12 protein-coding genes are annotated in these 13740 nt (G+C 36.2%); all 12 read right to left on the reverse strand.

Annotated features, from left to right (window positions below; translation table 11 throughout):
- Positions 1-7 precede the first annotated feature (7 nt).
- Positions 8-1012, reverse strand: coding sequence for an NAD-dependent epimerase (locus R7R24_RS11300; protein WP_005379520.1), 1005 nt, complete (start codon positions 1010-1012; stop codon positions 8-10).
- A 66-nt stretch (positions 1013-1078) separates the two neighbouring features.
- Positions 1079-2245 (reverse strand): nucleotide sugar dehydrogenase, encoded by a 1167-nt coding sequence (locus tag R7R24_RS11305; RefSeq protein ID WP_005379519.1) that lies wholly within the window; start codon positions 2243-2245, stop codon positions 1079-1081.
- A gap of 100 nt (positions 2246-2345) precedes the next feature.
- Complete coding sequence (locus R7R24_RS11310) at positions 2346-4439, reverse strand: YjbH domain-containing protein (protein ID WP_405516110.1); 2094 nt, start codon at positions 4437-4439, stop codon at positions 2346-2348.
- Between the two features lie 171 nt (positions 4440-4610).
- Positions 4611-5063 carry a PssE/Cps14G family polysaccharide biosynthesis glycosyltransferase gene (pssE, locus tag R7R24_RS11315; RefSeq protein ID WP_213899427.1) on the reverse strand — a complete coding sequence of 151 codons (453 nt, stop codon included), beginning with the start codon at positions 5061-5063 and terminating at the stop codon, positions 4611-4613.
- Entirely contained in the window at positions 5060-5542 is a 483-nt protein-coding gene (gene pssD, locus R7R24_RS11320; RefSeq protein ID WP_191116055.1) for a PssD/Cps14F family polysaccharide biosynthesis glycosyltransferase, read from the reverse strand. The genes pssE and pssD overlap by 4 nt, the downstream gene beginning before the upstream one ends.
- Positions 5529-6578 carry a glycosyltransferase family 4 protein gene (locus tag R7R24_RS11325; RefSeq protein ID WP_213907293.1) on the reverse strand — a complete coding sequence of 350 codons (1050 nt, stop codon included), beginning with the start codon at positions 6576-6578 and terminating at the stop codon, positions 5529-5531. Before R7R24_RS11325 ends, pssD begins: the two co-directional genes overlap by 14 nt.
- Position 6579: 1 nt before the next feature.
- On the reverse strand, positions 6580-7680 hold the full coding sequence (locus R7R24_RS11330; protein WP_191116053.1) for a hypothetical protein: 1101 nt from the start codon (positions 7678-7680) through the stop codon (positions 6580-6582).
- A 22-nt stretch (positions 7681-7702) separates the two neighbouring features.
- Positions 7703-8896 carry an O-antigen ligase family protein gene (locus R7R24_RS11335; RefSeq protein WP_191116052.1) on the reverse strand — a complete coding sequence of 398 codons (1194 nt, stop codon included), beginning with the start codon at positions 8894-8896 and terminating at the stop codon, positions 7703-7705.
- Positions 8893-10197 carry a lipopolysaccharide biosynthesis protein gene (locus R7R24_RS11340; protein ID WP_191116051.1) on the reverse strand — a complete coding sequence of 435 codons (1305 nt, stop codon included), beginning with the start codon at positions 10195-10197 and terminating at the stop codon, positions 8893-8895. The genes R7R24_RS11335 and R7R24_RS11340 overlap by 4 nt, the downstream gene beginning before the upstream one ends.
- Positions 10182-11105: a UDP-N-acetylmuramate dehydrogenase gene (murB, locus tag R7R24_RS11345; RefSeq protein WP_191116050.1), complete on the reverse strand. Its 924-nt coding sequence runs from the start codon at positions 11103-11105 to the stop codon at positions 10182-10184. The genes R7R24_RS11340 and murB overlap by 16 nt, the downstream gene beginning before the upstream one ends.
- 70 nt (positions 11106-11175) lie before the next feature.
- Complete coding sequence (locus R7R24_RS11350) at positions 11176-12462, reverse strand: UDP-N-acetylglucosamine 1-carboxyvinyltransferase (RefSeq protein WP_213907289.1); 1287 nt, start codon at positions 12460-12462, stop codon at positions 11176-11178.
- 25 nt (positions 12463-12487) lie between these two features.
- Positions 12488-13594, reverse strand: a complete 1107-nt coding sequence (gene wecA / locus R7R24_RS11355) for a UDP-N-acetylglucosamine--undecaprenyl-phosphate N-acetylglucosaminephosphotransferase (protein ID WP_191116059.1) — start codon at positions 13592-13594, stop codon at positions 12488-12490.
- Positions 13595-13740: the final 146 nt, after the last annotated feature.

Here is a 13740-nt window from a genome sequence, read left to right on the forward strand (position 1 = left end):
CTATTTATTATTTGTTGTAAAACTCTTTATACCAAGAGACAAACTCAGCAACTCCTTCTTTTACAGTTACTTTTGGTTTGTAGCCAGTCGCAGAAAATAAGTCTTCTGTATCCGCATAGGTTTGATAGACATCACCGGGTTGCATTTCTCGGAAGTTTTTCTTAGCTTCAATACCCAGTTCATCTTCAATCGCTTTAACAAAATCCATTAGGTTAATCGGTGAACCATGGCCTATGTTATAAACGGCGTAAGGCGCAGAGCTACTTGCTGGAGTACCATCTTCAACGGTCCAGCTATCATTACGTGCAGGCAACACATCCGAAATACGAACCACACCTTCGACAATATCATCCACATGAGTAAAGTCGCGCCACATATCACCATTGTTATTAATATCAATGGTTTCACCATCAAGAATCTTTTTAGTGAAAATAAAAGGAGCCATATCAGGGCGTCCCCATGAACCGTAAACGGTAAAGAAACGCAGGCCTGTGGTCGGAATATCGTATAGATGCGAATAACTATGAGCCATTAGCTCATTAGACTTTTTGGTTGCCGCATACAGTGACACCGGGTGATCAACACTATCAGATGTAGCAAATGGTACCTTGGCATTTAAGCCATATACAGAACTAGATGATGCATACACTAAGTGCTTAACATCATTTTGACGACAACCTTCAAGGATATTCAAATGTCCTACTAGGTTAGAGTCTGCGTAAGCATGAGGGTTTTCCAAAGAGTAACGTACGCCAGCTTGCGCGGCCAAATGAATAACACGATCAAATTTCTCTGTCGAGAAGAGTGTTTCCATCACAGAGCGATCAGCAATATCAACGTTCAAAAACTTGAACATAGGATGTTCAATACGGGACAATCGAGCAAGCTTCAAGTTTACATCGTAATAATCGTTTAGATTGTCGATACCAACAACTTCATTCCCTGCAGCATTTAGCTTCTCTACGGTTGCACTACCAATAAAACCGGCCGCACCTGTCACTAAGTATTTCATCAGATTGATTACCTTAATAAAACGAAAGCCAGTCACTACGACTGGCTTATTATAATGTCATTTTGATTAGTCGCTACCAAACAGGTCTCTGGTATAAACTTTATCAGCCACATCAGCAAGTTCTTCAACCATGCGGTTAGAAACAATAACATCTGACACTTGTTTGAACTCTTCAAGATCGCGGATAACGACAGAGTGGAAAAACTCATCTTCCTGAAGTACTGGCTCGTACACCACTACTTCAATACCTTTCGCTTTAATACGCTTCATAATGCCTTGAATTGACGAAGCGCGGAAGTTATCTGAACCAGACTTCATAATTAAGCGGTAGATACCCACCACTTTTGGCTGGCGTTTGATAATTGAGTCTGCAATAAAATCTTTACGCGTGCGGTTTGCATCAACGATTGCACCAATGATGTTGTTAGGAACTTCTTGGTAGTTTGCTAACAATTGCTTTGTATCTTTTGGTAAGCAGTAACCACCATAACCGAATGACGGGTTGTTGTAGTGATTGCCAATACGAGGGTCTAAGCCAACACCTTCAATAATTTGGCGAGCGTCAAGATTATGAGCTTCAGCATACGAATCTAACTCATTGAAATAAGCTACGCGCATCGCAAGATACGTGTTTGAGAACAACTTAACCGCTTCTGCTTCTGTAGAGTCAGTAAACAGAACCGAGATGTCTTCTTTTACCGCACCTTCGACCAAAAGGTTAGCGAACTTCTCTGCACGTTCGCTGCGCTCTCCAACGATGATGCGAGACGGGTGTAGGTTATCGTAAAGAGCTTTGCCTTCGCGAAGAAACTCCGGAGAGAACATAACATTCTGACAACCGAGTTCCTCTTTAATGCGCGCAGTATAACCCACAGGTACAGTCGACTTAATCACCATAACTGCATCTGGATTAATTGCCATCACATCTTTAATCACTGCTTCAACTGAAGAAGTATTAAAGTAGTTCGTTTGAGGGTCATAATCCGTTGGTGTGGCAATAACAACAAACTCCGCGTCTTTGTAAGCCAGCTCTTTATCTAGCGTCGCGATAAAGTTGAGTTCTTTGTTTGCAAGGAAATGTTCGATTTCCACATCAACAATTGGAGATTTCTTGTCATTCAACAAGTCCACTTTTTCTTGGATAATATCAACCGCCACAACCTCATGGTTTTGTGACAATAACATGGCATTGGACAAACCGACGTAGCCCGTGCCTGCTACAGCAATTTTCATTTTTATTTCCTATTATTTGACTGACGCTAGCATATCAAAACACCGACACTCTCGGTAGAGTGTGGTGAATAATTAGAAAGCTCAAACTCGCGACAAAAACTTAATTTAACTGAGAACCCAAATAACGCAAATACGCGTTGCGAATGCGCAGCTTGTTCTGCTCAAAGTACTCTTGGCCATAACGGCCTCGGTTAAAGTAGCGACGAAGCATGCTATTATCCATTACGAGTTCATCCCCTTGGCCTGCCGCTAAGTAATTATAATCGTTGCCAACTCGCGTCGTAACGTTGAAATCATAAGCCTCGTTACCACGAACTTGTATCACTCCCGGAGACATATCACGCCATGGCGTTAATGGCAGCTTTACCGACACAGTGACAAACTGCTCTTCGTCTGTATCGTTAAACTTTGTCACCTGATAACTTGCAGATACTTCTATGTCTTCAAACCAATGTGAGGTCGTGAATTTTGCGCCAACATCCCCTTTCCAAAACTCGCCAGCAGTTGCGTTAAACTGCCAATCCCACTCTGGCATAGAGAATGTGTAACGAGTTAAAAAGGTTTGGCGATCTGGATTCGCATAACCATTTTTGTCTTTTTCGTCTTGATGTTGGAAGTAGCTCATCTCTAGTCCCAACTCATGGTTGCCCGATTGAGAGAACCAAGCTGATTCGCTACGCGCACCGATATAATCCGACTTAACCAAGCCTAGAGAGACCTGGTTAGCAATATCGACATATGGTAAACGGAAGAACTGATGCACCATTGCACGATCAATCTCGCTCTCATACGCGCTGTCTTCGAAATACCCACCCTCTTCAAAATCATCACTTTCTGCTAAAGGTAAAATATGACGAACATCTATTGCCGCGCCAGACCATAGGTAGGTGTATAAGTTGCTGGACATGGCAAAAGAGTAATCATACACTCCGTACTCGGTTGCTACGCCATGCCTTACCATAGGGGAAAGTACTATCTGCGAATCTAAAGTGCCTGAATTAACTCGCTCCGTTTTCCAAGCAACCATGTCTAATCTTTCCGACAAATCGCGCGTGATAAACTGAATGTCGTCACAAGCTGCGCTACCATTGACAAAACTTTGGTAACAGTTAGAGTTAGACAAAACGCTGACCACTGGTTTTTGGTTGGCAAGCATCACAAGTTCAAATTGATCCGATGCAGCGCCAATATCTTGCGCTGCATTTTGACCAAAATGACTCGATACAATCCCCAGAGCTACACCTAATCCATCTGCTTGATTATGGTTGTATCGACGGTTCTCTAAAGCCACCACGACTCTACCATTGACTAACCCCACTTGAACATTAACGAAACCTTCGTTTTTTAACGCACTCACCAAAGTTGAGATCGAAGCATCTTGAAACTTCTTCTGTTCTACAAAAAGCTTATCTCTCAAAGACATATCGTTTTTAGAAAAGCTAACTGAGCGTGTGTAATCAGATATCAGAGGGATTGAAAAAGCGGCATTCCATACATTTTTAGTATCAGTGTCATGGCCTGAATAGACCTGATAACTAAGAGAAGCTGTTATATCATACGGGAGCAGCTCTTTTGGCGTAAAAATCTTTACTGAAGAATTAAACTCTTCTGAGTCGTACTCACCTACCAACTGAATGAAATTGAATGGCTGGTACTCAACACCACCAAATGGGCCATCCATAACGCCAAGCGGAATATCTGACTGACCATACCCCAACGACATTCGAACTGGAGCAAAATCGAAAGAGTAGTCAGCAACTATATAATTCGTATTAAAGTAGTTTAACTCTCCTCCAAGGTCTTGCACGCCAACTGCCAACTTGAGTTTATTAAAATCTTTAAAAAAAGGAAGTTGATACTTAAAAGAGGCTGATAGGTCTCTAACACTCCCCACAACAAACCCATTAGAACTATAGTCTTCAGTCACGATTCGTCCTTGTGCCTCTAACCCTTCGATTAGTCCGAGAGAAAACGTTAAAGACTCTATATCAGAGACGTTATTCCTAAGTGGTAACCCATGTGCAAAGTCAAAGCCAAAGCTCCCGTAGTTTTGAACTTGGGCATTGGGTATAAAAGTCAAACCAGTAAAACTTTGGTTAGAAGGTAATTCTTTTAAGGATGTTGCAAGCGTTTCGCCTGTATATAGAGATAATGCAAAAAATACAATCCCTAGTGCATTAGGTTTATTTACCATCATTCCATTTTCAATATATTAAGTTTGCATTCAGAATGCAGAAGTTAATCGCTAACCATAACAGTAATAAAAAATATCGAAATGATTAATAACGACATGAATGATCTTTTATTAAGGTTCTAATGTATTTTACAAAAAATCACCATATAGTAAAAAACATCAAATAAAATTTTACACACCCAAGATAAATCTGGAAATTTCTTCTTGCTTAAAAAAGTCTTTCTTAATAAACCTTTTGGGTTGAAATTCAACAATACTGTTAATTATTTCACCTATTATTTCCATATTGTAACATACTCTTGCATACCCACCTTCTTCCATAAAATCTGCAATATCGCTTTGATGTTTATCTACGCGGTCTAGATTTGGAACAATGATTATGGTCTTGTTTCGCTCCAAAAGACCGTAAATAGAACCTGCACCAGCATGAGTTATAACAACATCCGCCTGATTATAGTAATCCTCTATATCTGAAGTAAAAGTAAAATAGCTTCCAGATGATGGCTTGTATTCGCCGTCAGCAATTTGATAAGTATACTGATGGCTTTCAGTATCAGAAGCGAAATCAACTGCTCGAATCAAAGTGTCAAATTTTGTTGTACCAACAGTCACAAAAATCTTCATAATAATCCTGCGTAAATAGCATTGGGATAGAGACGTACAAGGGATTCGTTTTGTACATAAAACTTATCCGCTAATTTATACATAATACGACCAGTTAATGAACTAGTTTTAAATCGAGACCATGTTTCCACATGAACGATTTTTGCTCCCATAGTCTTATAAAATAAAGCAGCAACTATACAGATACCAGGTCCTGTTGATACAACGCTATGAATATGATGGTTACGACGAATTTTAATGAGAGAAGTAACTATTTTCGCTGGGCCTGTATTTAAAAGAGAGTCTATATGTCTATGTTTAGAGCGCAACTCGCCACAGACATAATGTTCATCAGCCCAATCAGGAGCATCTTTTTTGTCGGAAAGTGAAATTAATTTCGCATTTTCCAAATGAGGTTTTAAACGTTTAACTAAACGGTTCATTTGACTATTGTGCCCACCGACACCATAACAAAACAGGATACTTTTAGAACAAGACATTTTTTAAACTCTTTAAGGTTACAGAGGATGAATAATTTTTACGGATAATATCCAGGTTGTGTTCTATTATTTTTTTACGATCTTGATTCTCAATATCTATTTTCTCTAAAATAACCTTAGAGTAACGCTCTGGTTTCTTTTCGTTAACAATACAGACATTGAAAGAAAGATCTACTAACTCAGTAAAAGCAGGTATATCTGATAATACAACTTGCGCGCCGCATGCCATAGCCTCGATAGGCACTAGCCCCAAACTTTCGCTATCTGATGGATATATAAGAGTATTGATCTTATTGTACCAAAGAACTAGTTCACTTTGGGACATAGGCGGAAGGAACTTTACCTGGTTCTCAACACCAAGCTTTTTAGTTAGTTCAATTAAAGCATTTTTTTGATTTCCATCACCTACCACTTCTAAATAAAAGTCAGGAATATCGACTAATGCTCGAATAATAATATCAACATTCTTAGATTTTATAAGTCTACCTGCATAACCAAGCAACTTCTGTTCTCTTTCAATTGGTAGGAGCTTAAATTTATCAAGATCAACACCTCCAGAGGGATAAACTAATATCTTATCAGCGCTAACTCCATACTCTTGTTGTACATACTTAGAATATGAGTAAGAAGGGACGACAATTTTTTCTGATATACTTAATGCTCTCTGTACGATCTTACGCTTAATTTTAAATTGATTACGACTGAAGCCATCTAGTAATTTAACATCACCACCGTGCACATGACTTACAATTCTAGGTCTAATTCCGATATATGACAACAAGACAAATGGAATCATTGAATGAGAAACAAAGTGAACATAAAACAATTGATAAAACGGAATTTTAATAAAAATAAAAATAAAGAAAAAAGAATAATCAAAAACTTTTCTCAAATTATTAGCATGGCTTTTACTAATTGTTACTTTGTTAATGTTTTTATTTTCATCTCGTAGTTGATTATAGATATTTTTTACGAAGACACCAAAGCTAGGACTAAACTCTGATGGGTACATATTAGATACCAACAAGATTCTCATCTTAGTATTCCTGAGTCAGACTAGAAATATTCACACTTCTTCTTATCCAGTATATATATAGTCCATTCAAAATAATATCAACAAAATTATAAAAAGACTCTCCATTTGAGTTAAAATAAACTTCTTGATACCTATTGTTTATGACTGATGAATCAAAGTACTTTACATACATATCTTTTGTAAAGTTTACCACTGAGTTTGAGTCACAGAAAAAATAATCAAAAACTTCCTTTTTATCTAATTCTTTTTCGCATTCAAATTTTGTTCTTTCAGAAAAGTTGTAATAAAATGCTGTGTCAAAATTTTTCTGATTTATTAAAGTTGGGTATTCTCTATCTTCTGTTACGATCGCAGCAGGAACTCCGTAAGAAAAAGACTCCATTAAACTTCTTCCTGCCGAGATAGTAAGATCAAAATAAGGTATATGTCTTTGAGCATTTGAGGTATATACAGGATCGGTATAAATAAAAAGATTAGGAATATTCCCATAAGAATCTCTTATCTGTTCGAAAACACTTACATCATCGATTGTTCCAACAATAGACAGTGTTGTCGAGTTTCTTTTTTTATTCAAAAACATTAATAGATGAATTGATTTTTCTATTTTTTCTTTATATTTCCTACTAAATCGAGATATACATATTATATTCTTCTTTTCTTTATCAATTGTAATACTTTGGGGTAAAACTGTAGGGCTTGAGACCCTATTAGGTATTAAATAAACATTACCATTTCCTTTTCTTTTAAAAAAATCATAATTTTCTTTGGAAAAAACAACTAACGATTTAGTCTTAGGATAATATTTATTATTTTTACCACCACACTTGTTAAGCACTAGTTTAGACTTATTTACTAGAGATGATATCCTAGAAAAGAAATATGAGTGTTCATTAAAAGAATGAATTACTTGAGTATTTTTACCTTCTTTACAAGATATTTTTATACAATCAAAAATAGAGTTTTTGTTTAAATCGACAAATGTTAAATTTTTAAGCTCAACTTTAGGAGGCATATACCCAAAGTATAAAATTTTAAACTCACACTCTAATCGCTCTGAAATATTTTTTAAACTGTAAATATGGCCACCCAGTCCGGTATCCATAGTATAAACCATAAATAGTACATTACTCATTGTCACACTCACTCCATTTTAAATAATTATATTTCCAGAAAGGTATAGAAAGCAGAATCCCAAGAAAAGGAGTAACTAAGCCATTAAACAATATATGTCCGGCCCAAAAAGCAATTAATGATAAAACTAATAGAGCTGAAAAAACGACCCTAACACCATTAATAAATGCAAATTTTTTAACTGAAACACAGACATAAGTAAGAATAGAAATTACATAAAAAAATAAAGCCGACATGCCGAATATAAATAAAATATCAAAGAAGTCCATCTCAACTAAAGGCTTACCGCCTTCTCTAAGTTCTTCAAACCCGAGTCCAAAAATCAATCCGCCAACATGTGTACTTAAGTAGATGGGAAAAATATTGTCTAAAAAAACATCTCTGCCAGACAACAAAACTCTAGTAACCCCTCCATTGTCATAAAAATAACTAATCCTTGTGTAAACTGCTGAGTTAGTTATCAATTCAAAATTACTAAACACTAAAAAAGTAATTAGAAAAAGAATAACCATTAAAACTAGAAAACTCTTAAGTTCCGAAAGTTTGGTATAAGACAGAAAAAATACTAATACTAAACCAAGAACAGCACTCTTAGTTCCTAACATCAAAGCAATGAACATAAGAATAAAAAATGAAGTGAAGCGATACTTTCCATTGGAGTAATTGGAAAACAAATAGAAAGAGAATATAATCACTAATACACCAGAAAGCGCATTACCCGCATAAAAAAGACCTTTAAATCCATAATCATCATAACTTGTGTTCCCGACACCAAGATAACCAATAGTTACGTTAAATAATAAAACTATTGTAGAGAAAAAAGATATCTTAATTAAAGCCACGTTTGGGTTGCTTGTTTGAAAACTTGAGAAAGTAAAAAAAATAATAAATGTGTAAAATAACTTTAGTATTTCAGAAAAGTCATTCAAAAGGTAGTCACCGCTACCAAAAATATTTTGAAAAACACTCCAAATGAATGAGTATATTATAAGGAATAATGAAAAAAAGAAATAATTTTTATTTTTCTTAGCCAAAAAAACTAAAGCAAAGCATAAGAAAAGCAACTTATAAGCTATCGATATTTTTATGTCTAAGCCTACAACCGTTAGAAAAAAGCCATTCAATGCATCAAAAAACAAGAATAAACAGGACAATGATACAAATTGATTTTCACTTAATCTCTTCATGCTTTCTCAGACCTAATAGATTTAATTTTATCATGAAACTCATTAAGGTCTTTTCTATTCACAATAAAGTAATCTAATATTGATAATTTTTCCGAATATTTTTTTTCATATATCAACACTGCAATCAGGGTAGATAAAACATAAGAAATTGATACAGAAATCGCAACCCCATAAACATTATAATATGGAAATATAATATATGATATCAGACAGTTTAAAACTAAAATTATCGGCATGAAATAAAGTGAAATAATTGGTTTTCCTCGCCCAGCAAAGTCTACATTAATCAGCTTAAATACACTCATAAAAACAATCCCAGGAATAAGGATAAAAAATAGAGCTGAAACTTTATCATATTCTTGCCCCAACGCTAAAGGAACAAAAAAATGGAGAACGAAACCAATAAATAAACTAAAAACACCTCCGATAAAAAACTGAACTCTAGAAACCTTTTTGAGTTTATCTACCCAAACATCCCCGTGTTCTTTTTTATTCACGCTTTTTGAAAAGATAATTATGGATAGTGCTGCAGGAATCTGCCATATGAATTCAACGACTTGTGTAGAAACGATATAATTACCGACATCAGAACTATCACTTAAATGACTGATAATAAACAAACCTGCTTTGTAATTAAAGTCAATAAAAAACAGTGATACGGCATAGACTATTCCTAGTCGAAATATTTTTGAAAGTGTGGTCCTTGATGCTAGTGAAATATTGAAAGACACATTGTCTCTTTTGCAAAGAAACCTTGACAACACGAATGAAAAAAAATGAAAAAATAGAAAAGAGAAAAAGGCAAATTCTAAAGTTAGTTTATCCATATAGTATAGTAAAACTATAACAAAAAAATACGTAACTCTAGGAACTAGCAACGTTTTTGAAAAGTTATTAATACGTTCCCTACCAATAAAAACCCCTCGATAAGAGTTTACTAATACTATAAAGGGTAGAATTAGAACTGAAAGAAGTAATATATATCTATCTACGTCATCTTTTAGGTATAAATATTGAAGCACTAGTAAAATACTTCCCCAAAACATCACAGATATATATGTAAATAGTCTTACACTTCCAAGTATATTAGCTTCAGATTCAGATTTCTTTCCTAATAAATAACTGATAGCTTGCCTCATTCCACCATCAGTAATGGAAACAAATAACTGAGGGAGCAATAGTATCATCGCAAGCATCCCTCGTTGTTCTGCACCTAGAGCTTTCGCTTGAACAAAAACCACAAAAACGGATAATATCAAAACTGTAAACTTCGAGAACAGTAACCCTAAAAAATCTCGCACTTTGATTGTTTCCCTTTTATTTCCACTGCCTTATTTAATGGAACTCCTTTCATATTATTGCTATAAAATAATGCTTCTGACTCGAGTTCAAAACCATATTTATCTTTACACTTTTCATTAATAAGACTTACTAAAGACAAGACATCATCAGAACTTGCCCCGCCTAAATTAACAATAAAATTAGCATGTTGTTCTGATATTTGAGCATTCCCTATTTTGTAACCTTTTAGACCAAGAGATTCAATAACATAACCTGGAGGCCCTACCATATTAAAAAGTTCAGGACTGCTTAAAAAAACAGAACCACAGCTTGGAAACTTTATAGGGAATTTATTCTTCCTTTCTTTTAGAATATTTAGAAGCACTCTTCTATTTTCGCCAATATTAATTTTCTCAAGCTTAACTCTTGCACTTAGTATTATGAAATTTTCATGTTTAAATATTGATTCTCTGTATGAAAAGTTACACTCTTCCTTTGAAAGGACTTTTATAACTCCATCACAATCAACAATCTTTACTGATATTAAATTCTCCGAGATGGATCGTCTTTGACTACCTCCATTCATGACAACTAAACCACCAAATGTGGCAGGAATGCCTACACAGTGTTCTATACCACCTAGCCCTTTATTCGAAAGTTTACGAACTAATTTAGGAACATATGTTGCAGCTCCAATTTCAACCTCTGTAGAATTAATAACATTAATAAAATCAAAATCTTGACCTAATTTTATAATGGGCCCATTAAAGCCTGAGGAGCAAAACAAAGTGTTTGTCCCATTACCAATAACTACAGGAGAGCTTGATTCAGTACTTAGGTAGTTGCAGACATCACTTTCTGTATTAAATTCAAAGAAGGACTCACATCCCCCACCAATCTTCCAAAATGTTTTGTTTGATAATTTCATAAAAACACAGCAGCAGCCCAGTAGTAGCCAGGCTGCTAAATCTCCAACTCTCAGTTAATATTTTGCTTCATCAAGACTTGTATTTAACTTTTATACCTAAACCTTCTAACTTGGGTATAAGATCATTATATCCTCTCAAGGCCATCGAAACTCCATATATTTTCGAAGTACCTGATTTTGCACATAACGCAGCTAATACAGCAGCCATAGTTCCTCTCAAGTCGGTGGAGCTTGCTTCAGAAGAACTGAAAATCACAGGTCCGTTTGTTGTAATTTTTCCATCTTCAGCATCAATTTTTAGATTCACAAACTTCTGCAACTCATCAATATAAGAGATTCTCTTTGGATATCTATAATCATGTATTCTTGACTTACCTATCGACATTAACCCTAACATCACATAAAACGGCTGCATGTCTGAAATAATTCCTGGATGTGTACCACAAGCAACTTCAAAAGAATGAGCGTGCCCATTAACTAGGCAAGAGGAATCTATATAAATACTTGTGCTGTTTTGAAAAAAGTCAACTCCGGCATTACGTAGATACATTAGAGGAATTTCCATTGAAGAGAATGGAACATTCTCAATCAAGATATCTCCTCCTGAGATTGCCCCGTAAACAAGCCAAGTTAAGGCTTCTATTCGATCAGGAAGAACATGGTAATGGTGTCCTTTTAAGTATGTCTTACCTGTTACTTTCACATGACTCTGTCCTACAACTTCAACTCCAACTCCGCACCTTTTAAGAAACTCAATTAAGTCTTCAATTTCTGGAGTTATATATGCGTTGGCGAGCGTTGTAGTCCCTTCGGAAATAGATGCCATTAAAAGCGCATTTTCTGTTCCACCAACTGTTGAAATCGGGAACTCATACTCTGTTGCAACAAGCTTTTCAGGTCTAGTTACGATGATACAATCTTCGGTTTCTTCTACCTGACAACCAAACTCTTCCCATATGGCAATATGAATGTCATATTTTCTAGAGCCAATATTGCATCCACCAGGATAAGGTATATATGCTTTGTTTGAGCGCTTTAATTGACCAGCTACTAACAAATATGTTGTTCTTATCGGATAAAAGTAATCATCAAGTTTTCTTGGACTATATTCATTGCTATTGATAATTACAGTTTCAATGCCCTCATAATAAGTATAGACCCCATTGGAGTTTAAAAACCTTTCTTTATGTCTTGAATCTACTAAGTTTATCGGATAACCGCTCAATTTAACAGGTTCATCGCAAAGTGTCGCTGCTGCTAACAACCTCGTTGCGGAGTTTTTCGCACCGGAAATAACGACCTTACCTGTAGGCTTTTGACCACCTTCAATTTCTAATATATCTTTATACAATGACATTATTAATTCCTAACAATAAATAGCTTCATTTACTTTGCAATTTATATTTTCTGACGTAACTTGTGGTTTTAGTACCTAATACTTTGATTTTTTTCTTCATAAAAGCTGTAATCTTCCATATGTGGCTTATAATGGAGAAATAACACGCAAACAGAATTATAAAGGCGAAGAACATTGTAGATTCACTGACATCAGTAAAATCAGCCCACAAACCGATAGCGGCACAAATTGATGCCATCGAACAGATGAAAATTAACGTTGCACCTGGAGAAAGCCCAATACGCTGACAAATATGGTGTAGATGTTCTCTATCTGGTTGGAATGGTGACTGACCTTTACGAATACGACGGATCATAATGGTTGCCATGTCCATCAACGGTAAAGCTATCAACCACAGTGCTGTGACCGGCTTGAAGGCTACCGCTCCTGGTTCTTGCGTGCCGCGAATCAGCATCCAGACCACGGTAAAGCCTATAAACATACTGCCAGCATCACCCATAAAGATTTTAAAGCGACGACCAAGTGGGAAACCTAAGTTCAGGAAGATGTAAGGAAGCATCGCAGTTACGATCAATAAACAGATCGTAGCTAAATATTCGTTTCCGTTGTAGGCAAATACAATACCTAATGCTGTAAAGGTGACCGAGGCTAACCCGCCCAGCAAGCCGTCTATGCCATCAACCATATTAAATGCGTTAATTGCGCCTATTACCGCAATAACGGTGATCACTGCGCCAGCGACTTCATTAAGGGCAATGGTTTCGCTCCCCATTAGATAACCTAAATCATGTAAGCTGTGGCCTCCGATGTAAATCATCGCAAGGGATATTCCTGCTTGGATAATAAGGCGAATTTTGAAACTTACATCGTAATAGTCATCTAATGCGCCGAGCACGATGAGTACAGCCGAACAAGATAAGTAGAGTGATAAGTTGTCATTCATTGGTAGGAACAAAAGGAACCCCACCAGTATAGTAGAGAAAATGGAGATCCCTCCTACAAGTGGCACCACACCTTGGTGGAGCTTTCTTGCATTGGGTTTATCTACTAGACCTACGCGCTTAGCAACTTTGCGCATAACAAAAAGTAGAACGAACGACAAAATAAATACAAATAAATATGCATTATTCATGATAGCCAACTGTGTTATTAAATAAGTTTGAGGTAAATCTATAACGCATCCGACTGATTCCCTATACGGATTCCATTGCATCACAGGTCCGATACTGCTGATTCTTGCTTCGCTCGTATCTAGACACGCCGAACTCTAAGAATGAG

The organism is Vibrio sp. 704 (genome assembly GCF_033339295.1).